At 34.9% G+C, this 23,305-nt stretch carries 23 protein-coding genes and 1 pseudogene; 17 read left to right on the top strand and 7 right to left on the bottom strand.

Annotation, left to right across the window (positions count from 1 at the left end):
• Positions 1-61 precede the first annotated feature (61 nt).
• From EG339_RS24830 to gap, 4 genes and pseudogenes are all read left to right on the top strand, one after another.
• A pseudogene (locus EG339_RS24830) lies at positions 62-333 on the top strand (IS982 family transposase); the annotation flags it as partial.
• A gap of 71 nt (positions 334-404) precedes the next feature.
• Entirely contained in the window at positions 405-1,277 is an 873-nt protein-coding gene (locus EG339_RS01220; protein WP_123868516.1) for a DUF4846 domain-containing protein, read from the top strand.
• Between the two features lie 83 nt (positions 1,278-1,360).
• Complete coding sequence (gene pfkA / locus EG339_RS01225; protein WP_123868517.1) at positions 1,361-2,347, top strand: 6-phosphofructokinase; 987 nt, start codon at positions 1,361-1,363, stop codon at positions 2,345-2,347.
• Between the two features lie 33 nt (positions 2,348-2,380).
• A complete protein-coding gene (gene gap / locus EG339_RS01230) occupies positions 2,381-3,385 on the top strand; it encodes a type I glyceraldehyde-3-phosphate dehydrogenase (RefSeq protein ID WP_123868518.1) in 1,005 nt (334 codons plus the stop codon).
• Between the two features lie 54 nt (positions 3,386-3,439).
• Here gap and EG339_RS01235 read toward each other — a convergent pair whose 3' ends face one another.
• Positions 3,440-3,826 carry a hypothetical protein gene (locus EG339_RS01235; protein ID WP_123868519.1) on the bottom strand — a complete coding sequence of 129 codons (387 nt, stop codon included), beginning with the start codon at positions 3,824-3,826 and terminating at the stop codon, positions 3,440-3,442.
• A 186-nt stretch (positions 3,827-4,012) separates the two neighbouring features.
• On the opposite strand from EG339_RS01235, the gene EG339_RS01240 reads away from it, so the two are divergent.
• A complete protein-coding gene (locus EG339_RS01240) occupies positions 4,013-5,197 on the top strand; it encodes an oxygenase MpaB family protein (RefSeq protein WP_228459683.1) in 1,185 nt (394 codons plus the stop codon).
• A 24-nt stretch (positions 5,198-5,221) separates the two neighbouring features.
• Here EG339_RS01240 and EG339_RS01245 read toward each other — a convergent pair whose 3' ends face one another.
• On the bottom strand, positions 5,222-6,436 hold the full coding sequence (locus EG339_RS01245) for a DUF3329 domain-containing protein (protein ID WP_123868521.1): 1,215 nt from the start codon (positions 6,434-6,436) through the stop codon (positions 5,222-5,224).
• A 368-nt stretch (positions 6,437-6,804) separates the two neighbouring features.
• Here EG339_RS01245 and recA point away from each other — a divergent pair, with 368 nt between their 5' ends.
• The gene (gene recA / locus EG339_RS01250) at positions 6,805-7,806 is read left to right on the top strand and encodes a recombinase RecA (protein ID WP_066697225.1); all 1,002 of its coding nucleotides are present in this window, start codon (positions 6,805-6,807) and stop codon (positions 7,804-7,806) included.
• A 66-nt stretch (positions 7,807-7,872) separates the two neighbouring features.
• Here recA and EG339_RS01255 read toward each other — a convergent pair whose 3' ends face one another.
• The 5 genes from EG339_RS01255 to EG339_RS01275 all read right to left on the bottom strand — a co-directional run bounded on the left by EG339_RS01255 (position 7,873) and on the right by EG339_RS01275 (position 14,674).
• Complete coding sequence (locus EG339_RS01255) at positions 7,873-9,363, bottom strand: hypothetical protein (protein ID WP_123868522.1); 1,491 nt, start codon at positions 9,361-9,363, stop codon at positions 7,873-7,875.
• Positions 9,364-9,373: 10 nt separating this feature from the next.
• Positions 9,374-10,528 carry a hypothetical protein gene (locus EG339_RS01260; RefSeq protein WP_123868523.1) on the bottom strand — a complete coding sequence of 385 codons (1,155 nt, stop codon included), beginning with the start codon at positions 10,526-10,528 and terminating at the stop codon, positions 9,374-9,376.
• Positions 10,521-13,478 carry a type 2 lanthipeptide synthetase LanM gene (lanM, locus tag EG339_RS01265; RefSeq protein WP_123868524.1) on the bottom strand — a complete coding sequence of 986 codons (2,958 nt, stop codon included), beginning with the start codon at positions 13,476-13,478 and terminating at the stop codon, positions 10,521-10,523. The genes EG339_RS01260 and lanM overlap by 8 nt, the downstream gene beginning before the upstream one ends.
• An 80-nt stretch (positions 13,479-13,558) precedes the next feature.
• The gene (locus tag EG339_RS01270) at positions 13,559-13,762 is read right to left on the bottom strand and encodes a hypothetical protein (protein ID WP_123868525.1); all 204 of its coding nucleotides are present in this window, start codon (positions 13,760-13,762) and stop codon (positions 13,559-13,561) included.
• A 42-nt stretch (positions 13,763-13,804) separates the two neighbouring features.
• A complete protein-coding gene (locus EG339_RS01275; protein WP_123868526.1) occupies positions 13,805-14,674 on the bottom strand; it encodes a hypothetical protein in 870 nt (289 codons plus the stop codon).
• 276 nt (positions 14,675-14,950) lie between these two features.
• Between EG339_RS01275 and EG339_RS01280 the strand changes: the two genes are divergently transcribed.
• From EG339_RS01280 to EG339_RS01330, 11 genes are all read left to right on the top strand, one after another.
• Positions 14,951-16,201 (top strand): site-specific integrase, encoded by a 1,251-nt coding sequence (locus EG339_RS01280; RefSeq protein WP_074745752.1) that lies wholly within the window; start codon positions 14,951-14,953, stop codon positions 16,199-16,201.
• A 648-nt stretch (positions 16,202-16,849) separates the two neighbouring features.
• Positions 16,850-17,227, top strand: coding sequence for a single-stranded DNA-binding protein (locus EG339_RS01285; protein WP_002978328.1), 378 nt, complete (start codon positions 16,850-16,852; stop codon positions 17,225-17,227).
• A 44-nt stretch (positions 17,228-17,271) separates the two neighbouring features.
• On the top strand, positions 17,272-18,345 hold the full coding sequence (locus EG339_RS01290; RefSeq protein WP_123868527.1) for a DUF932 domain-containing protein: 1,074 nt from the start codon (positions 17,272-17,274) through the stop codon (positions 18,343-18,345).
• A gap of 52 nt (positions 18,346-18,397) precedes the next feature.
• Positions 18,398-18,880, top strand: coding sequence for a DUF1281 family ferredoxin-like fold protein (locus tag EG339_RS01295; RefSeq protein WP_123868528.1), 483 nt, complete (start codon positions 18,398-18,400; stop codon positions 18,878-18,880).
• 11 nt (positions 18,881-18,891) lie between these two features.
• A complete protein-coding gene (locus EG339_RS01300) occupies positions 18,892-19,233 on the top strand; it encodes a hypothetical protein (protein WP_034736795.1) in 342 nt (113 codons plus the stop codon).
• Between the two features lie 18 nt (positions 19,234-19,251).
• Positions 19,252-19,434, top strand: a complete 183-nt coding sequence (locus tag EG339_RS01305; RefSeq protein ID WP_123868529.1) for a 3-isopropylmalate dehydratase — start codon at positions 19,252-19,254, stop codon at positions 19,432-19,434.
• Between the two features lie 12 nt (positions 19,435-19,446).
• Positions 19,447-20,019, top strand: a complete 573-nt coding sequence (locus EG339_RS01310) for a PRTRC system protein E (protein ID WP_123868530.1) — start codon at positions 19,447-19,449, stop codon at positions 20,017-20,019.
• A 27-nt stretch (positions 20,020-20,046) separates the two neighbouring features.
• A complete protein-coding gene (locus tag EG339_RS01315; RefSeq protein ID WP_002978317.1) occupies positions 20,047-20,265 on the top strand; it encodes a PRTRC system protein C in 219 nt (72 codons plus the stop codon).
• A 17-nt stretch (positions 20,266-20,282) separates the two neighbouring features.
• Positions 20,283-21,446: a hypothetical protein gene (locus tag EG339_RS01320; protein WP_123868531.1), complete on the top strand. Its 1,164-nt coding sequence runs from the start codon at positions 20,283-20,285 to the stop codon at positions 21,444-21,446.
• Positions 21,443-22,165 (top strand): PRTRC system protein B, encoded by a 723-nt coding sequence (locus EG339_RS01325; protein WP_123868532.1) that lies wholly within the window; start codon positions 21,443-21,445, stop codon positions 22,163-22,165. The genes EG339_RS01320 and EG339_RS01325 overlap by 4 nt, the downstream gene beginning before the upstream one ends.
• Positions 22,165-22,971, top strand: coding sequence for a PRTRC system ThiF family protein (locus EG339_RS01330; RefSeq protein WP_123868533.1), 807 nt, complete (start codon positions 22,165-22,167; stop codon positions 22,969-22,971). Before EG339_RS01325 ends, EG339_RS01330 begins: the two co-directional genes overlap by 1 nt.
• Positions 22,972-23,305 lie beyond the last annotated feature (334 nt).

The raw sequence follows: 23,305 nt of genomic DNA on the forward strand, positions 1-23,305 counted from the left end.
TTCCAAAATAGATTGACCATTTTTGGTTAAAAATTAATTGTAAAAATAGAAATTATTTTTAAGCGCACGCTCTAAAATATGTAAAGATGAACAGTATTGTTATCTAAACAGAGGTTTTTGCGCATCACAGCAAATGTCTTTTTATGGCTACAAACTTCATGCGGTTTATTCTGTGAACGGTGTTTTTCAAAGTATAGATGCTAATATTACCTTGGAAACTCAAACTCCGAAAGAATCAACCCAAAAGATTACAAGCCACAGTTTTGCTTGTTTAAAAAGCACAGAAAAAGAATTGAAACATTATTCTCTCTGCTATGTGACCAATTTATGATTTTTTTAATATCTAATTTTTGATATTCAACATTTCACAAAAAAAAACCATATTTGTACTGAATCTAATGACCATGAAAAAAATTATTTCAGGACTGGTAACAACCATTATTTTATCTGGCTGTACTGAAAATAAAACCCCTCAAAACCAATATTCTCAGGATAAAAAGAATAATACTGCTGAAAATTTCGCGCAGATCAATAAAGGCAAAAATACGATCAGAGAAAGGTTTTCTCCTCCTGAAAATTATCAATGGCAGGAAGAAGAACCTGCTTCATTCGGATATTTCATTGAAAACTTTAAATTGAAACCGTATGGAAGCCAGATTTTGAGATATGATAATTCCCCTATTTCTACACAAAATCTTCATGAAGCTGTTTTTGATATTGATACCGGAAATAAAGATCTCCAGCAGTGTGCGGATGCTGTAATCAGGCTAAGAGCTGAATATTTGTACAAAATAAAAAAAACGGATGATATTAAGTTTCATTTCACCAGTGGTCATCTTCTCAGTTGGAATGATTATAAGAACGGAACCAGAGCTTTTGTTAATGGTAGTGCTGTAAGCTTCAGAAAAACGGCAGGTGATGATGATTCTTATCAGAATTTCAGGAATTATCTGGACCTTATCTTTAATTATGCGGGAACTATTTCACTTAATAAGGAAACTTCGCCTGTTCTGAAAAAGTCAGATTTAAAGACCGGTGACATATTAATTACTCCAGGCAGTCCGGGACATGTAGTTTTTATTGCCGGGGTCTGTAAGAATAAAGAAGGGAAAAAACTATTTTTATTGAGTGAGGGATTCACGCCTGCCCAATCTATACACTTATTATCCAATCCTTTTCAGAAAAATATCTCGCCATGGTATGACCTTGATGTGGATAATGCTGAGACCAAAACGGCGCGGTATATTTTCAAACCGACAAATTTCAGAAGCTTTTAATTATATATATTCAAAACTATTGAAAAGTTACTACGATAATCTGAACTTGTTTTTGTAAATTTGTGTTCGAAATTTTTTACTAGATGAAAGAGAGTGCTGTAAAAAAGATTGCAGTTCTTACTTCAGGAGGAGACTCTCCAGGTATGAATGCAGCATTAAGAGCGGTAGTAAGAACCGCTAATTACTATAATATTGAATGCTATGGGGTAAGGGAAGGCTACAATGGCCTTATCAGTAATGACTTCCTGAAAATGGGGGCCCGCTCCGTAAAAAATATAATCAACCAGGGTGGAACAATTCTAAAGTCTGCCAGATCTGCTGAGTTCAGAACCAAAGAAGGCCGTCAGAAAGCTTATGATAACTGCGTAAAGCTGGGTATCGACGGATTGGTATGTATTGGTGGAGACGGAACTTTTACCGGCGCCAAGATCTTCAATGAAGAATTTGGAATCAGAGTAATTGGTATTCCGGGAACTATCGATAATGATATTTTCGGGACAGACAATACCATCGGATACGACACTGCGCTGAATACTGCTATGGAAGCAATTGACAAAATCCGTGATACGGCAACTTCCCACAACAGAGTTTTCTTTGTAGAGGTGATGGGGCGTGATGCCGGTTTTATCGCTTTAAACAGTGGCCTGGCAACAGGGGCCCTGGATATCCTGATTCCTGAAAAGAAAGATAGCTTACAGGATCTTTTCACAAATTTCAGGAAAGCTGAAAAAACAGGTAAGGCATCCAGTATTGTAGTGGTAGCCGAAGGTGAAAAGTTGGGAAGTATTTATGATATTGCCAACAGTACAAAAGAGGAGTTTCCTGAATATGATATCCGTATTGCAGTTTTAGGACATATCCAGCGAGGCGGCTCTCCGAGTTGTGCAGACAGAGTGCTGGCCAGCAGACTTGGATATGGTGCTGTAGTAGGATTAATGGACGGACAGAGCAATGTAATGGCAGGAATGCGCTCCAACGATGTAGTATACACGCCTATTGAAGAAGCCATTAAAAAACATAACGAAATTAACAAGGACTTAATGTTGATTTCTGAAATTTTAGCAATCTAAATTATTTTTATTAATCTAATAAAACAAACTATTATGTCAACAATCAAAGTAGGTATCAACGGTTTTGGTAGAATTGGACGTCTTGTTTTCAGAGCAATGACTGAAAGAGATAACATTGAAGTTGTAGGAATCAATGACCTAATCAATGCAGAATACATGGCTTACATGTTAAAATATGACTCTGTACACGGTATTTTCCCAGGTGAAGTTTCTGTAGAAGGAAATGATCTTGTTGTAAACGGGAAAAAAATCAGAGTAACTGCTGAAAAAGATCCAAGCAACCTAAAATGGGATGAAATTGGTGCAGATTACGTAGTAGAATCTACAGGTTTATTCCTAGATAAAGAAAGTGCTGCAAAACACCTTACTGCTGGTGCTAAGAAAGTAATCCTTTCTGCTCCTTCTAAAGATGATACTCCAATGTTCGTAATGGGAGTAAACCACAAGGAACTTACTGATGATATCAAAATCTTATCAAACGCTTCTTGTACTACAAACTGTTTAGCTCCTTTAGCTAAAGTTATCCACGATAAATTTGGAATCGTAGAAGGTTTAATGACAACTGTACACGCTACAACAGCTACTCAGAAAACTGTTGACGGTCCTTCAATGAAAGACTGGAGAGGTGGTAGAGCTGCTCTAAACAACATCATTCCTTCTTCTACAGGTGCTGCTAAAGCAGTAGGAAAAGTAATTCCTTCATTAAACGGAAAATTAACAGGTATGTCTTTCAGAGTACCTACTGTAGACGTTTCTGTAGTTGACCTTACTGTAAGATTAGAAAAAGCTACTTCTTACGATGAGATCTGTGCTGCTATTAAAGAAGCTTCTGAAGGTGAATTGAAAGGTATCCTAGGATACACTGAAGATGCAGTAGTATCTCAGGATTTCGTAGGAGATAAGAGAACTTCTATCTTCGATAAAGATGCTGGTATCATGCTTTCTCCTAACTTCGTAAAACTTGTTTCTTGGTATGACAACGAAATGGGTTACTCTAACAAGTTAGTGGATATGCTTGTACACGCTGCTTCTTTATAATAAGTAGCGATAAGCAATGAGTAATATAAAACCTTCCCATCGGGAAGGTTTTTTTTATACAGGACAAACTGCTCCAATACCTCTCTGAAGAAAATACTTAATAATTATTTTTACTAAAGATTTAACGAAAACACCCAAAGGAATAATTTGTCCTATAGCTTCTAAAATAAAATCAATTATTTTACTAAAAACACTATCTTCCCTTACAAGGGAACAAAATATCTCTTTCAACTTCCTCCACAATCCCTGTAAATTAATACTTTCAACTGTTAATGTGGTAAAATGCATATTACTTATTAAAAATTCTTCTGCTTGCTCTTCTGTATATGAAATATAAAGTTGAGCTAATGCATTTTGGGCATCTTGTTCTGTAACCTCTCCTTCACCTAATCCTTCTGTAAGAATCTCATTTGAATAAATAGAGAGATCAACTAATTTCATATTTTCATTTTTTATTAACATAACTTAAAGTTTTAATGGTTATTACAAATTTTCAAAAACAATCAAAATGAAACAATTACCCTTTTGTGTGATTTATAGCTACAAATAGTATATCAATTAGACTGACAAATCTCACCACAAAACTTCAGCATAAAACTTGTACTTTTATAGATAAAGGAACGAATAATGATACAGCCACGGTTTAAAGATGCTCCACATTTCAGAAACTTTTGGGAAAACGGCAACGGAAAACAATTAATTGAGTTTTCAGATGCTGAAGTGAGTTTTAAAGATTTCGAAAAATATGCTCCTTTCTTTTACCATGTAGATGAAACCGGAGACGAAGTGGTAAAAGAAGTTTATTTCACTAAAAAATTTCATGAAGCATCAAGGGAAATTGAAGGCTATATCCGAAATGGGATTTCTGAAAATGATAACATTCCTGAAAGTGTAAAAAAAATGTTCACCCAAACCCAACAAGTCCCTGACTGGCTGGATTATAGTTTATTAAAAAGCGGCGCCGAACTCTGCATGAGAAGCAATCTTGATTCTTTAATTTCTTTAAGAGATTACTGTTTGATTGGAGGATATGATTATGCTTACCTCAACAAACCACTGATCGTTACAGAAGCTTTGAAAAAAGGTGCTGTAAAACGTCTTTCTGAAACCTTAGATTTCTGGGTGAATGTTACCCGTTACAATGCATTGGAGGTTCATGCTAAAGGATATGAATTTGCTATAAAGACCCGTTTGATTCATTCTTACGCAAGACTGTCGATCAAAAAGCATTACAGAGAATGGGATACCGAAAACTGGGGTGAACCCATTAATTCCTGGGATATGATGGCTACTTACATTGGTTTTAGTTTAGTTTTTCTTCACAGTCTTCAAAAACTGGGAAATACTTTTTCTATTGAAGAGGAACAGGGAATTTTTCACCTGTGGAAATATGTAGGATATCTTCTTGGCATCCCTCAACAGCTTCTTCCTGATGATAAAAAGCAAGCTACAGAATATTTTTATTTATGGACTTCCATTCAGCCGCCATCTGATAAAGATTCTGTTTTACTGGCCCATTCTTTATTGGATGAATCTCTGGAAAATCCAATTCTAAAATTTGAGTTTCAAAGAAAAAATCTGAGATATCTGCATATCTGCTGTACATGGTTTCTGCTGGACGATGAAGTCTGCAAAAGGCTTCAGATTCCGGAAGTTTCTAACAAGATGTTATTTCCAAAATCAAAAATACTTTTCAATAGGATTTATGATCGTCTTGTAAGCCGGGATTCCAGGATAAAGAGAGGAAATAAAGATCAGATGAAGGTATTGAAAGATTATCTGAATATTACTGAGAATTCAAATTTTCATTAAACCATCTTTTAAGGGAAAGGAAAGTTACATTTGTTCATCGCCCTTAAAATTATCCGAAGGAAATTTTCTGTTTCTGAAATTCCAGATCAGATACAGTAAAAACAAAATAAACCAGACACCAAGGACTGCACTGATGAAAAATCCTACGATAGAAGGATGAAGATAATTCGGTTTGTAAAACAGACGATCAAGGGTTGCAAATTTATCTTTTAACTCTTTTCTTTCATGAGTATTTCGTATCCCATTCAGAGGTTCCAGTTTGTGATCCCGGTAGTAAAAGACATCTTTAGTAAGGTCTTTAGGGACTATTTGCGATTCTATATTATATTTTTTTAAAAGTACATCCAATCTCTGAAATGAGCCAAGTAATGAGTCCTGACCATATTTGTAAAGCAAATTGTATCTTTTAACGGCATTTTGATACTGCTGTTTCTGTTCAGGGATTTTATGCAATGGGAAAAACAAAAACTTATTTTCAAGAAAAATACACATTTTCACGTCATATTGAGGATGTACCTCTTCTCCTTTGAATATAATTTCGGTACTGTCTGCTATCTCTTTTTTAGAAATAATCCTTTTTTCCAGTTCTTTATCATCAAGCCCAAGAAGATCAAGTACTAATTTCGTTTTTTTACTTATTTTTTTATGATCAGTGCTTAACATTTTTAATGTATCAATACTGTAATAAATGGATTCTGTTGAATAATATTCTTTATTACCCGGATCGTAGTAGAGTGTATCTTTCTGTTCAACCACTGGATAAGGTTTGGGATATAAAACATTTTCCGGATTAAACAGTTTCTCTGAACTGTAAGAAGTATAGTTATATAAAAAAGGCTGTAAGACATTCAACAACGTTTTATCTTTATTAAGATCCTTTTCAGGCAATTCAGTTCGTAGTTTTGCATTGAGGCCGAAACTATAACTGATGAAAAAAGTCAGAGAGAAAAAGGAAACTAATAATAGGATAAAGCCAATTCCCAAAGTTTTTGAAAGCCCATTCCTTTTTTGGGAATGATTTCTGAGGAGAAAAATAATAAAGAAGAACAAGAAAAGGCCAGATATGAAAAAGTGAGAAATGGAAACATCATCGTAAAACTTGAACCTGTAAAATTCTGTATAAATATTGATTTTTTTAAGCCCTTCAAACTTTATATAGCCATAAATAAAGTAAGCCAGGTGTATCACAGCTAATACAGCAAAAGACTTAATGAGAAATAGTTTTAATTTTCTGTCCATAGAATGATCTTAAAAAACAATGTTTTAAGATAAGCATTTATATTGTATGAATAAAACCTTGATTGCCCTCACCAGCATAAAAATATTATGTAGTACAAAAAAGCAGGCTGGCTCAATAAATTGTAGAGGTTATAATAACTGTTCAATATTCACTTCCTGTCTCCGGCTTTCAGCTTCCAGTTACAACTTCTGTGTCTTAAATTTATTTTTCCAACAGTTTCGATACCACATTCTGCATCTGCTTCGTTATGAATAACATCTGTCTCAAAATTTTATCATTTTTTAACTTCAAAAACCGGTTCCAGAGATAAATAATATTAGTTTTTGATGGAGAAATTATGTATTTTTGAGAAATTATTTTAATAGAGATGAGTAACATTGATGATAAGAAAAAAGCACTTGCGTTGGTGCTTGACAAACTAGATAAAACATACGGAAAGGGAACGGTTATGACTTTAGGCGATGAGTCTATAGACAACACAGTAGAAGTTATTCCTTCCGGATCTTTAGGATTAGATATCGCATTAGGTATAGGAGGATATCCAAAAGGAAGAATCATTGAAATATATGGTCCTGAATCTTCAGGTAAAACAACATTAACACTTCACGCTATTGCTGAAGCTCAGAAAGCAGGTGGTATCGCAGCATTCATTGATGCAGAGCACGCTTTCGACAGAACGTATGCCGCAAAATTAGGAATTGATTTAGAAAACCTTATCATTTCTCAACCGGACAACGGAGAACAGGCATTAGAAATTGCTGATAACCTGATCCGTTCAGGAGCAATTGACATTGTTGTTATTGACTCGGTTGCGGCTCTTACTCCAAAAGCGGAGATTGAAGGAGAAATGGGAGATTCTAAAATGGGTCTTCACGCAAGATTAATGTCTCAGGCATTAAGAAAATTAACCGCTACTATTTCAAGAACGAAGTGTACTGTAATCTTCATTAACCAGTTAAGAGAAAAAATCGGTGTAATGTTCGGTAACCCGGAAACAACTACCGGTGGTAACGCTCTTAAATTTTATGCTTCTGTAAGAATTGATATCAGAAAAGCAAGTGCACCCATCAAACAAGGTGACGAAGCTATCGGAAGCCGTGTGAAAGTAAAGATTGTAAAAAACAAAGTAGCTCCACCTTTCAAACAGGCAGAATTTGATATTATGTATGGTGAAGGAGTTTCTAAAGTTGGGGAAATCCTTGATACTGCAGTTGATATGGGAATTGTAAAGAAAAGCGGTTCTTGGTTCAGCTACGAAGAGACTAAACTTGGCCAGGGACGTGATGCTGTAAAAGATGTTTTAAGAGACAATCCTGATCTTGCCGAAGAATTAGAGAACAAGATCAAAGAAGAGTTGAAAAACAAATAAGCTTTTTAAAAATAGAATCAAAAGACAGCCTTTCTGGCTGTCTTTTCTTTTTTAATAATGATATTCCTACAATGTTTCTGTTGGGATATAATATGCCTGTAATTCTGAATAAAATGAATTTTTCGGCTCATTGTGAACAAAAGAATTATGAATCAAAGAAATATGATTTTCTCTTTCATCTTCAAACCTGTAAAATTTATTTATATTGATATTAAATAAATCATCATCAAGCACTTTAAGAAACTGCTCCATAAAAATAAGATCAACAGTATAGATTTCCTCACAAGCTAACCTTTCGTTATAAAATTGAGAATCATTCACTAAGGAAAATAGATCTTTCTTTTTAAATATATATTGAACGGGAAATTCTAATCTAAGCTTCTCTGAACTATGAGTATACTCCTCAATTGGAACCTCAATCCCCTCCTTTGTTATTTTTATTATTTTATTATCAAATGTTGAAAACAACAGAATAGCATCAAACTTAAAAAATTTTGATAAATACCTTGTCTGAACAGTGTACAATTTAAAAATATAATCATTTGTGGCCTCACAGAAAAGCAAAACTTCTACTGATGAGAAATCTATTCTTTTTTTATTTAGCTCCTTTCTTTTATCCAGGATTAAATCCACTACAGGTAAACTACAGTTCTCTTTTGAAATTGCAGAAAAATCATCATACCAAGGAAAATATGTTAAATATTTCCCTTTTTGAAAAATTTCAGCAGTATTATTTTCAGGGGATCCTGTATAATGCAATATTGCATTCTTTTTCCAATCATCCAGCGTACTGTTTATCCAAGAAAAGTGCAGTTCTTCGCGGACCTCTACTTTTTTATCTTTGAGCCAAAGATTCCATAACAATCCCCACATATCAGATAACCATGGATCTATAGGCTTAACTTTTTGTCTTGAAACTTTATGAATTTCATACTCAGATTCCCATTTCTCATGATTTATCTTCTGAATAACAGTATAAAGTTTTTCTGAATCAGATTCAAGTTTTTCCCAAAAGCCTGCATCAACAGATTTCAACATATATTGTGCCCCACCTACTTCTCTATCGTTCCTAATAACCATTTCCACATCAATTCCTACTACATCAGCCATTTCTTCCAGGGCTTCCATCCCTGCATTCTCAATAATTGTATGAACTCCGGTATAATCTCTTGTATCTGAAACATAGCATACTGAAGAATGGATCAGATAATCTAAATTGTCAATTTTTCTGCTGAAAATAATATCTGAATCATGATAAAACACACATTCTTTATTGAGATATGTAAACTCCTGCCAATGTTGTTTTAAAATATTGGGTCTTATAGACGAGAGATATTTTTTACTTTTTCTAGTATCAGGATAGAAGAATATTAATGCATTCCCCTTCTCATTTTCTTTAAACAATAAAGCATCGTTACTAATACCCTTATCTTGGTCATATCCAATAATTACATGAATATGATCACATGAAATTCCCAGTCTATTAAAGTTTAAAAGCTGAATTTCAAGCTGCCACAGAAAATATTTCTCATCAGGTTGAGCCGATAAGTATATCATTATAATTTTTTTACATGTTAATCTTGAACTTAAAATCTTTTTCTGTCATCTTTTTGGCACGTAAAAGTATCCAATCACCTACTTGATCTTTTTTAACGCTATAACTTTTTTCCAGAAAGTTATAAAGATCCTCATCAGTCTCTAAGGTGTCCAAAGATTTTAGAAGGAGATCAATTCCCCCTTTTTCTAAAATTGCATCAATCACTATAGCCCCAATCAAGTAGTCTATGCTGATCTTCTTATCAAATGGCTCTGCGTCAATCAAAACTGGTTTCACCGTCTTATGTTCATTATAATAATCATTAAATTTTGTAAACAATTCAGAATAAGAATATCCAATATGTGTATTTTTTTGATTACTATAGATGCTCAATCCGGATAAGAGTAAATAATGAGCATGAGGATATTGAATATTGATTCTATGAATTAACTCATGTTTATGATTCTCACCATTCCTGATTGTAGTATAAAGAATATTGTTTTTTGAATCAAAGAAGGCGCAATCAGATACATTATTCATAGATGGCGCAAAATCAAATCCTGAAATAGTATAAACCTGACGGCAATTGTCTGCAAGAAAATATTGTATATCATTCGAAATATCAAGTTTAAAAATTTTGTCTATATTTCCAATTGTTGCATTAGCCTGCTTTGCTTTTTCTTCATTTAAAATATAACCTGTCTGATAATGATAATTTATCCTCCCTATTTTATGACTTTTCCAATCCTTGGTTGTATAGGTAAGGTAGTCGGAGAGTAAAAACATATTATTATTTTTCTCTGCCATCACATTTGTAATGGCAAATGGCTGAAGTACTCCATCATTAATTGTATAAAACTGTGAAACAATCTTATATTGATCAGCAGTAACCGGTTCAATAGAAATTACCTGATTTTTGAAAGATAGTTTAAATAATGATGGATTATAATAGCCTTGTGAAGAGAGGACGTTACATTTGTTGTCTGATAAATATTTATTTTTTTTCCAAAGCGAGCAATCACCTTCACCTCCTTCATTAAAAGAATTCAAATATTTATTCCATATCTCATTAATCACCTTTTGATCATCAGTATACATTCCTTCATAAGGATTTTTTTGTACACTAACCTGTGCATACAAAGAAGCAAAAAAAACTGTAAAAAAAATGAAAAAGAATTTATTCATGTAATATTTTATTTAGATTATTTGGCAGTTCCAAGCACAATATGCTTGGTACTTTCTCCCATGCTGAAAAACGAAGGAACTGAAATACCTGTCCTACAACTCCTGTAAATAGTCCCAAAACTTCAGTTGTTCCTTCATTCCCTTCTCTAAGAACTTCTCCATTTAAGACTTTTTCAGCAATTTTGTCTATATATGTAAGTACTTTAATTTGTTGTCTCTCATCTCCTGCTTTTAAAGCCATGGCATAAAGGACTTCAAGATTTCCTAAATCTCCATGACATATACATTGATTGTATCCTATCCCATGCTTAATTATATTTTCTCTGGCAACAGCGATCTCATCTTCAATGATATCATCTGTATAATACTCAGATAGCAGCAATCTTCCCAAGCCAATTCCTGCAGAACCATGACACCAAGCAGCAGAATCTCTGGAAGAAATTATATCTTCTCTGTTGTCAATCCATCCTTCAATTTCTTTATCATAAAAAGATCGGTCATGGTTAAGTATTTCGTCAATCTTAATATCAATGTCTTTATGCAAAGCTTTTACTTTACTTATGACTAAAGCCGCAGAGGATGATCCATGTGCAAAGCCACCAAAATCTTTAACAGTATCATTATCAATAGATTCCCACAATAATTTATTTTCTACTTTTTTTGCTTCCTTCTCTAATTTCTCAATACATTTATTAATGAGGGATTCTAACTGTTCTCTATAATGTATCGGGAAACCTTTCTTCAGATCCAACAGCATAGACAAAAGCCCCAATGTTCCCAACAAAAAATCATTCTGTTTGGTTGAATCCAGCAGAAAGCTCAATTGGTTAAGTATAATCGGAATGGAAGCTATATTTTTTTCAGTGTGAAGCAAAGGGTGCTGAAATAAAAGATATAAAAGTGATGCCGGATAATAATATGGAGATACAGGAATATTTTCTAAGATTTCCGGCGACAAATTAGCATAATAATTATCCTGATCCCTTCTCAGTAAAATATCTGAAAGTTCCTCAAAAATGCTTTCAGCCGCCCATTGATACCTTGTATCACCTGTAACATTATAAAGATGTAAATAAACAAAACACATTCCTGATACTCCGTCATACAAATCATAGTTTAACAAGCTTATATTATATCTGTTATTGCTTTCCCGTACTTTACTGATCCAGTTTATTTTACCATGATGCAGAATTTTTCTTTCTAAAATTTCATCTGCAATTTTAATAGCTGCAGCTCTTGCTTTGGTATGAACCTCATTAGTTACTTTTATTGTATCTACAGGAATTTCGAAAGGAATTTCCTTCTGGAAGATCTGTTTTTTTCTTATTCCACATTCCTTACCTAATAAATCAAAAGCATAGTTCGTTGTAAGATCAAGAATTTCTATCTGAAGTTTAAGCTTTTCTTCATTAAGAGAAGCAAAACGATCTTTATTATAATTTACAATATCAAACTGCCAGTCATCACATAAAATACGATCATTACCATCATATAATTTTCCGTTTTCAGTATTAAAGTAAAAGAAAGGAATATCATTAGTATCAAATTGTCTTGCTATGGAAGTTTTTAAAGTGTGAGGGGGTACTAGCATTCCATCAACATAAGTAATCTGTATGAAACTGTCAAGAATTTCTAAAAATTCTGTATTATCAATTAAATTTTCGGGTACAATAGATTCTCTGAGTAATTGAGTATACACAGAGGTTGCGTGCAGGATAACCCTAAGTTTTTTTGGAATTTCACCAATCTTTTCTATAAAATATTCTTTGTTGTCAATAAAGAATAAATACATCTCTTTAAATCCTTTCTTAACACATTCATAGTAAGTATCATTAAAATCTATATATTCATTATTAATTTGGGGAACATGAGTATCTATACCTGTAAAGGCCCTTCCTTCTTTTTTTTCAAATGACAGTGATTCTTTATCCCAATTTGAATAGGTAGTCTCCTGATTACTCAGCCTAAAAAATATTGAACTTACCAAATAAGAATTATATTCCCCATCTATCATTAATAAGCCGGTAAGCGCATCTGTTTTCATGAGACTTTCCTTGAAAATACCTGTAACTGTATCATAATTTTTAAGGAGAGGTTTTGATATGATGCACTCCAGGTCAAAAAAACCAATTTTATTATTGGTTATAATTAAATTATCCGGAATTATATCTGAAGTTCCTAAAGCATGAAAAACGCATAGCGTTTTCCCCAATTCCTCATAAAAGTTTTCAACCTCAGCTTTGGTTTGAAAATCATTACCATATTCCAAATGTGACATCCAGGAATAATCTTCTCTTGTTAAAATAGATGGCATTTCAATATTGAGAGCTTTTCCTTTTTCCTGAATTAACGACAATATATGCATGAAAAAAAGCTCATTATAAGAATCTCTGGGTTTAAAATATAAAATACTTCCCTCTTCAAAGGTTACAGAAATCACAAATTTACCACCACGATGAATATCTCCTTTAAAGAGTTCCAGCCCCGCTATCATATCCGGAGTAATATTAATTTTAAATGAATTATTAATCTCCGGATAATCTTCATTAAGTTTACGAAGGAAAAAAACACAATATTCTAATCTCTTGTCAATAATTTCAGAAATCTTATGTTCAATATCTGGATATTTCTCTAAAAAATATTCTTTCCATTCAACAGTATTGGTCAGAATGATAAAATCTTCCAGTAATGAACCTTCATTAAGTAATTCTGCTCTATTAGCGATCTCAAATTCATGAACCATTGTTAATGACAATAACCCATTTTTTAAGCTTAAAATAATCTGAGAAGAAATACTGTCTATAATTTCAGCAGAATAATTCAGATTGTATCGAGATATTAAAGATTTTAAAGATGACTCAACATAATTATTGATATCATAATTACAGTAATAAAAATCAGGAGCTATATTATGGGGAACTTCTGTATTTTGTAATGAAAACTTAAACATATTAAAGATAATTGATATAGTGTAAATGAATAAGGAACGGATAACCGTTCCTTATAATTATGGGTAAAACTTAATGGAAATTATTCTATTCCGTCTTCAAATGCTTTTGGTTTTTTAATTGTTTGAGTTACACAACCACAAACAGCGGTTGCATCACAACCAGAGCTACTTCCTGTAGCTCCACAAGAACCTCCTCCAAACACACTTAACATACTTTTTTTACTAAGTTTACCATAGTTGCTTTCAAAAGAAGCAACTTTCAATTTTTTGTTTAAATCTTTCATTTGTAATATTTGTTTATAATAAGTATTTCAACAAATATAGATTTAATTACTGAAATTAAGCAAATAAAAGCAAAGAAATTTACAATATTTTTCTTTATTCAAAAGGATTTGTGGATTTTGATAATGAAAATGAATATCTATTATTTCTTCCAGTAAAACAATATCATCAGATTCCTTATGATTGGAGACTCTACTTTTCAAGGTATGATAATGGGATAACATCTTCTTCTCCCATACTTTATTTTTAGCCTGTTTAGCCGATGCCAGTAAAAGTAAGATACTAAGAAGATAATCTTCATCCAATGTTGCATATTCCTGTTCAAAGTAGGTAAAAACATTTTCAAATATCTGAAATAATAGAATATCTGAAGCAAAACCGGAAAGTTCCGAAATATAAGTAAGTTTTAAAGTAAATGCTGAAATAAAAAGCAATTCTTCCGGCTGTAACCTCCTTTTATCAGCTAACAATGGCTCAATTTTCTGTACATTAATCTTTCTTACAATCAGATTGCCACAAACAAACAAGGAAAAGGTTCTATTGATATCACTATTTTCATTCTTACTCCGCATACGGGCATAGTAGTAATTAAATAAGTCAAAAAGTACCTCATAATCTGTATTATCCTGGCTCAAATAGTGAATGGTAAATTTATAAATCTGATCGTCAAAATCCGCAAGAGAGGATTCTGTATTAATTCGAATGATTTTTTTTTCTTTACAAAATTCAATCAGCCATCCTAAACCTGCTATTCCTGAATAAAAAGAGTAATCTGCAATATCTATACTTTCAATAGCTTCATCAAGTAAATTTTCTATTTGATCTGCGTAATCATTATATTTTTCTTTTTGAAAAAATAAAGTAATTATATCGTTGGATTTAAATAATATTTCATTTCCTGTCAGGAGGTACATTTTAGTTTTTTGGTTAAAAAAGATTAGTAAAAAGCAAAGTTAAGCAAAACGATTAAATCCGTTGCTATACAATGTTTTATAAAGAAGTAGTCTTTATTTGGAACTCGGTGTCTGATAGGTTTTGGGCTTGAAATGACAAAGTTAAGTTACTAATTCGTTACCGATTAATAGAGGTTTCTTATTAGTTTAAACGGTTATATTTCAGTGTTTTGCACTTATTTTTATATTTCCTTGTAACTCAATGTAAATTAATTTTAAACATTAAACATTTGAGTTATGACGCAGACAAAAAAATCAACGTTCAAACTGCTTTTCTACTTGAAAAAGAACGAACTGAAAAAAAATGGTAATGCTCCGATTATGGCACGTATTACCATTGACGGAACACCTAAAACTTTCGGGACAAAGTTAGAAATTGACCCAAGCAATTGGGATCTAAAATATGGAAGAGTTGAGGGCAAAAGCGCAACAGCTTTAAATATTAATAAAAAGTTGGATAACATACGTGGGCGTATTGACAAAATTTATGAAGATATGCTGAAACACGAGGGCTTTGCTACTTCCCAAAAAGTAAAGCTCTCATTCTTGGGTGTTGGTGTAATGGATGATGCAATTCTAAAAGTCTTTAACGATAAAAATGAGGAATTTAAAAAATTGGTTGACAAGGAAGAACGTTCACAAAGCACCTACAACAAGTACATCACGGTTTATAATCATCTTACCGCTTTTATCAAAGAACGCTATCATCGTGATGATATGGCCTTTCGGGAATTGACTGGAGATTTTATTAGGGAATTTGATTTTTATCTTCGGTACGATTTACAGTCTACACATAATACGGTTTGGGTTTACACGATGCCTGTGCTAAGTCTGGTGGAATTGGCTATTAAAAAAAGTTTGATACGTGATAATCCGTTTCAAGATTATGAAATTAATATGGAAGAAACCGACAGGGGTTATATTCTTAAAGAAGATGTAGAAAAACTGATGATGTGTGTACCGCCCCACCCACGGTATGAGCTTGTGAAAGATCTTTTTATTTTCAGTTGTTTTACCGGACTTGCTTATGCGGATATTAAAAAACTGACAAGGAACAATATTCAGTCTTTCTTCGATGGCCATCAATGGATCATCAGCCGAAGAAAAAAATCAGATATTGCTTCTAATGTTCGGTTAATGGAAATCCCAAAACGTATCATAGAAAAATACCTCGGTAGCACTCGTAATGAGTTTATCTTTCCAGTTCCAACCAATGTAACCTGCAATACTCACATTGGCAAATTAATTGAAAAAGCTGAAATTATTACAGAACAAAAAGTAACTTTTCACACCGCAAGACACACATTTGGAACGATGTTTTTGACCGAAGGCGTACCTCTTGAAAGCCTTAGCAAAATGATGGGACATAAAAACATTTCAACTACACAGATTTATGCTAAAATTACCAGCCAAAAGATTAGTAAGGATATGGATTTGGTAGCTCCTAAATTTAAGGAGATTGAAGAAGCGTTTTTACAGGTTATATAGTTAATCACAATTTGATAATTACTAGCAGAACTTAACGGTTCTGCTTTTTTTATGCCCATATTTTATAGCCAAAGCACATTTACTTCGCTCTGCTATTCCCTTTCTGTAAAAGAGCTTTTCGGCTACTTCTGGAACAGAAGATTAAAAAATGTTGCCATCTACGCCTCCCACACAAAACAATTTTTCAGTCCTCTGTTAGTGTGGCTTTGATAGCCCCACCGCTTTAAAAAAGTGTTTTAAAAATTCAGCGAATTGGAAGTGTTATTTCAATTCACTTTAAACCATTTCTCAATGCCATCTTCTTGGCTTCCACATTCATTTTTATCCAAAGACCCGTATGCTTTTTTGTCCCATTTCAAGAGCAAAGGTATTTCCGTGTTCTTCACGCATCACAAAGGTCAAGCAAGTTTGGAAAATAATCTCCACCCGTTGGGTAGTATTTTTTTCCAAAACCTTGGTGTTGCTAAACACGAACCTTTTATGCTCGTGAAACGAAACATAGCATACTCCGGCTCTTTAAACGAATAAAAAAAATGTCAGATACGAAAATTAAAAACATTGGAAATGGTAATGAAACGAAACAGCACCTCCTCTCATTGCCGAATAAATCTAAAAAAAATCAAAATCAATAACTAAAAATTAAAGAATATGAACATCACAGGAAGACTGACAAGGGATGCGGAAGTACGCACAACGTCACAGGACAAACAAGTAGTAAACTTTTCAGTAGCGACCAACGACAGCTACCGTAACAAGCAGGGCGAACGCATAGAGCAAACCACCTATTTCGACTGCTCCTATTGGATAAGCCCGAATGTAGCCAAGCTACTTACAAAAGGCACTTTGGTAGAACTATCGGGACGAGTAAGTACAAGAGCGTGGACAGGTAATGATGGAGAGCCAAGAGCAGGATTGAATTTCCATACCTCACAAATCAAATTGCACGGCGGTGGCAAAAAATCGGAAACGGCACAAGCTACCACAAGCACAAACAATAACAAGGCAGAAGACGACCTCCCATTTTAATCAAGAACATTCAATCCATTTTTTATATCAAAATTTTAAACATTATGGCACATAATATCAATTTCAACGAGAGAACAGGACGTTATTCATTTTTCAGCGTTCAGCAAAAAGCGTGGCACGGTTTAGGGCAAATCGTGGAGCAATACCCAACAAGCGAGGAAGCTATCAAACACGCAGGATTAGATTACGAAGTCGTAAAATCCCCACTTTTTACCAAAGGTTCGGGCATTATCGAAACGGCTAACGACATAGAGATAGGCAGTAGCGAATTGGAAGTACCTAACTATTTCGCCAACATTCGCACCGATAACAATGCCGTATTGGGCGTAGTCGGTAAGGATTACCACATCGTACAAAACCGTGAAGCCTTTAATTTCTTTGATGCTATTGTAGGCGGTGGCGAGGGCATTCTGTATGAAACCGCAGGAGCATTAGGCAACGGTGAACGCATTTTTATCACAGCCAAACTGCCTGACTATATTCGTGTGGGTAATGGCGATGATGTTACGGAAAAGTACATTTTCCTTACCACTTCGCACGATGGTAGCGGAAGTATCACAGCCGCATTCACGCCTATCAGAATTGTTTGTCAAAATACCTTAAACGCTTCATTACGCAGTATGACTAATGTTGTCCGTATCAAACACACTTCGGGAGCAAAAGGACGTATCGAGAACGCTCACAAGATTATGGGACTTGCCAACACATTGAGCAACCAATTAGAGGGCATTTTTAATGAGTGGGCAAAAGTAAAGGTATCAGACAGTGAAGTTAAAAAGCTAATCCAATTGGCACTTTGCCCGAATAAGGAAACGCTTGACCTTATCAAAAAAGGTGCAGAAGATGAAATTTCCACCGTGTTCAAAAACACCGTTGAAGATGCTTTTGCATACGCAATGATAAGCGACACCCAACAAATGGATACGACAAAAGGAACATTGTTCGGAGCTTATAATGCGGTTACAGGTTACTATCAGAACGTAAGAAATTACAAGAATGATGAAGCCAAGTTGCAGAGCATTGTATTGGGTGGCACTGCTCAACTCAAATCACAGAAAGCATTTGAATTGTGTAATGGTTTTGCTTTAGATGGTGCAGAAATCCTAAACCTTAATTAAATAACAACAGGCTACCGCTTTAATCGGTGGTAGCCTACTAAAAACAAAAGTTATGGCAAATTGGTGCAGTAATACAGTTGTATTCGAGGGGAAACCCGAAACAATCACAGCAATACAGGAACTTTTTCAATCAATGAAGGAAAAGGAAGAAAAAACCGAAGAAGGGCAACTACCCGAATTTATTTCTAAAAATAATGGTGGTTATTTCTTCAATATCTATTGGAATGAAGGCGATGAAGGGCAATTTCAGTATGAAACAAAATGGTCGCCCAATATAGAAGTAATTCAAAAGATAGCGGAACATTACGAAGTGAACTTTACACAGGATTATGAAGAAATGGGCAATCTTATATATGGTAGGGCAACATTTTATGACAAGCTACTCACAGATATTTATTTGGAAGACGAAGATTTTGAACAATACGGGTTTGATGAAGAAACGGACACCTACCATTTCGAAGGAGAAACTTACGAAAGTGATTACGAGATATTGGAAACCTTATTGGAGCGAAAAATCAAAAATCAGCAACCTTAAAATCTACCACAATGGAAATAGTAACAATAATAGCCACAAAGTTTGTACGCCACGATGTACCCGAATTGGCAACTCTACAAAATGCAAAGGTTTACCTATTAAGGGAAAAACTGAACAAAGGCGAAAAATTGAACCGAGCCGAAAAAAATTGGCTTGCCGAAGCAGTAAACCGAAACGCCTATTTCAAAAGAGCCGTCCCGCTTATGGGTTATCGTTTTGGTTTTGAGGATGTTTTAAAATCCTATATCGTAAAGCAGTACGGCAGTTGGGCAGAATACAACGCTCCCGACAAAACAAGTCTTAGAAGTATCATTTATGGCAGGATTGACCAAATAGCGGAAATCAGCAAATAACACTTAAAGCCAAGTACGATGAAAATCATAGACAAAAAAGGGAATTGGATTGAAGTTACCGACCTCATAAAAGCTATTCAACAAACAGGTTGGTATAAAGAATATCAGCACGACCCACCAAGAGAAACAGACAAGGAAAGACAGGAATATTGGGCAGATATGCACGAGAAACTCAAAAGAGAAAAAAGTAATAACAATTAAAATTTAAGAACGATGAATACAAATTTTTTCAATCAGATACAGCAGTTGGACTTTACAGGAGTTTTACAACTGAACATTTCAAAAGGAATAGAAAGCAACCTAATTGTAACGGTATTGCTTAACAACGAACAATGCGGAGATAATGCCAAAAACGGTATTCCCCCATTGACATTTAACGCCACACCCCAAGAGTTTGACGAGGAATTTTTTGAGCAGATTAGCACACCTATACAAAAGGTATCAGGCTTAATGGTGGATATGGAAAAATTCCTAAAGCAATTGGAAGAAGTTAAAAAGCATTCCGCAATAGAAAAAGAAAAAGCCGACAGGCAGAAGAAAGAACAGGAAGCCAAAGACAAGAAGTTTAAAGATGCTATGGCAAAGGCTGACGAGTTGGAGAAAGAGGGTAAATTCCGTGAAGCGTGGATGAAAGTACCCGATATGACGGAGTATCCCGAAAAAGCGGACGAGATACGCAAACGCAAAACATCATTATCCGACAAGTTCGCCACACCGAGCCTTTTCGGAACAATGGAAGAAGTTACTGCCGATTATCCTATTGATGAAGCGGACGAGGAAGAATAAAAGTGTTAACCCCAAAATTAGAAAGTTATGTTATTAGCAACGCAATTAGAGAGAGTTTTTATACTCAAAGATAAAGGACAGGACATCAGACTGACCGACCCCGAACCACGTTGGAGCGTGGAAGCAGTAATGAATTTTTACGCCAATATGTACCCGATTTTGACAACTGCAAAAGCATCTGCACCGCAAATCAAGGATGATGCAGTAGAGTACAAATTTGAAAGCGTAATGGGAACGAAAGGTTAAATCAAAATTTTAAAACGATGAATTATGCAACGCAACATTATATCGGGAACAATCAGCATACCCGAACAGAAACGACAACGGCAATTGCACCGACAGTTGGGCGAGTTCGCCAATTGGCTACAAAGACCAAAAGATGCAAACCAAGTGCAGAAAGACAAGCAGAAATCCGTACCAATAGCAATGCTACCAATGGTATTCTAAAGTGTACGTTTCTTCCCAAACTGAAAACAGCACCATCTGTTCAGGCTTGTCAGAAAACGGAAAGGGATTTTTACAAGTCCCTTTCCCAACTTGCCGAGCATTACAGCATTGAGCCAATGCAGACCCACAGTTTTAAGTTTCCCTACAATGTAGTATTGGCTATGTGGGATATGGAAGCCAAAGCAAAACGTACCAATATAAATTGGGATGGTTTTAAATTGATACAGGACAGTACGAAAACCTACTTTACAAGTGAGGAACGGTACAACACAGGAACAACCTTGTATTACATTCCTATTGTACCGCTTTTTAAAATGCTCAAAGACCCGAAGCGTAAAAAGACTGCACAGCTTTTAATATCAGTATGTAGTTATCTGTACCACATTGCACAAATTCCCTATTACAGACAGGAAGAAAGTTACTTGTATTGGCTTTACGAAATGATGAACGATTGGGTGGAACAGGACGAGGAAACGGAAGAAACTGAAAGCTATAAAAGTGGATTGAGAAATGCCGAATATATTGGCGAAAAGATGGAACAGAAGCTATTTAACCGAAGCAATCTAAAGGTATTTAAACAGCGTTTGAACCGATTTAAAAGTGTTGATACGTTCGACAGGGAATGTTGGCAAGTGGCTTGTAATGCGTTTGCCCTTTGCACAGAATATCCGAACACCACTATTTTTAGCAACGCAACATTGCCCGAAAAAGACCCTTATGATAATGACGAGAATGAAATAATCGGAATGGAAAAATACATTTCATTTATTGCAGACACCAAAGGTTGGTTATACGAAAGCCTTTCCGATACCATCAACAATGAATTTAACGAGTACGGAGCAATGGAAGAGCCAACTATTTCCAAGCGATTTGACGGAAGCGAAATACCAACAGCCAATCTTGATTTTGAGAACCGTTTATTTGGTTTATTGAATGATTTGAGTGGAATATTATACGAATACAAAACGATAGAAAAATGAATACAACAACAGATATAAAAGACCATTTTGGAACATTGTACTATGCAAAATCCGCTTTGGTTTTCTATGAAACCAAAGGAACAGAAAACGATATGTACGTGGAGCATTTTGATATGGACAGCAACGGAACGCCTATCAATGCCCATCCATTAACCGTAGAAGAAGCCAATATTTTAGCAAAGTCCTTACAGACCGATGAAGAAAAGAACCAAGCATTTTTAAAACCAAAAGGAATTTTACCGACCAATATCCTACGTATCAATCAAAATGCTGAAAAAGGTACGGTACTTTGGTACACCAAAACACAACAACGGAAACTGTATTTTGTGGATAGTTTGGGCATACCTAACGGAATGGCACAAGTACCGCCAATGCTATGGTTAGCGAGCAAAAACAGTCTTACAGTATTTGCTTTGGCAAATGACAGAAGACCCACCGAGAAAACGCCATTGCATTATGCACCTTTCTTCAATATCTACGAAAAGGGCAATGTATGTATGGGTACGGTAAGCATAGATATTAAAAATTCGGCTTCGGTTGAGGAATTTATACTGGCGTGGGAAGATTATTTTTTCAATTCCTATTTCAGCCATTCTTTATGCGAAAACTTGACTAAAACAAACATTGTAAACCTTTGGAAAGACCTTATCAATACGGATAAACCTTTTCCGAAAGAAATATTAAAAAAGAACAACAAAACCCTTAAAAATCTATTGTGATGAATACAGCAAAAACAGCAGTTCATTTTACGGACAACTATTTACTCAACCCTACCAATCCGATTTCGGTAAACCTTATCGGAGCAGGTGGTACAGGCTCAAAAGTATTGACCGCCTTAATGGAAATAAACGAAAGTTTGATAGCATTAGGACACGCAGGGTTGCAAGTCCGCCTTTGGGATGATGATGTTATCACGAGTGCCAATTTGGGCAGACAGCGTTTTGCAGAAAGTGAAACAGGATTATACAAATCCGTTGCTTTAATCAATCGTTGCAACCGTTGGGCAGGTACAAATTGGAAAGCCGAAACCCGAAAATTTGAAAAAGATAATTTTGGAAGACCACCCGAAAAAGCAAGGGCAATTATTACTATTACATGTGTGGACAATGTACAGGCGAGGTTTGGTGTTGCTGAAATCCTTAAAGAAATAAGCTACCGCAGACATTACCAAGATGAGCCAAAATATTGGTTGGATTTTGGCAACAGCCAAGATACAGGACAAGTGCTACTATCTACTATCGGAGAGATAAAGCAACCCAATTCAGAGAAATACCAAACGGTGGCAAGCCTGCCATTTGTTACCGATGAATTTGGCGAATTGTTGAAGCAATCCGAGCAAGAGGACAATACGCCAAGTTGCTCACTTGCCGAAGCATTGGAAAAGCAGGATTTGTTTATCAATTCATCATTGACACAAATGGGTTGCTCCTTGTTGTGGAACTTGTTTCGTAGGGGAATGACCGAATACAGGGGATTTTTTCACAATTTGAAAGATTTCCGAACCCACCCGATAAAAGTCGCCTGACCCGAAAATTCGGGTGGCAAAAATGCAATTCCTTCCTACGGTCGGAAACGCATTTTTGCGGTTTAAAGCGGATGCAATCACTTTGCAAAAATGCACCGGCCCACAATTCCCTTTCCTTACATTTTACCAAACAGGTTGCGAGTTTTTTGCGTGGGATATTCAGTATCCCATTTTTTGTTTTTGGTAATGATTTCTTTTCTTTTCACACAGCGACCAAAGAAAAGAAGCAAAAGAACGTCGCCTGATTAATGATGGTTTATAATAGAATATTTGCCATAACCCTAGCATCTAATTCATTAAATTTGTCCTTAAAACAAATAGACTAATTCCTATA

Origin of the sequence: Chryseobacterium bernardetii (assembly GCF_003815975.1) — a bacterium.
Classification (GTDB): Bacteria; Bacteroidota; Bacteroidia; order Flavobacteriales; family Weeksellaceae; genus Chryseobacterium; species Chryseobacterium bernardetii.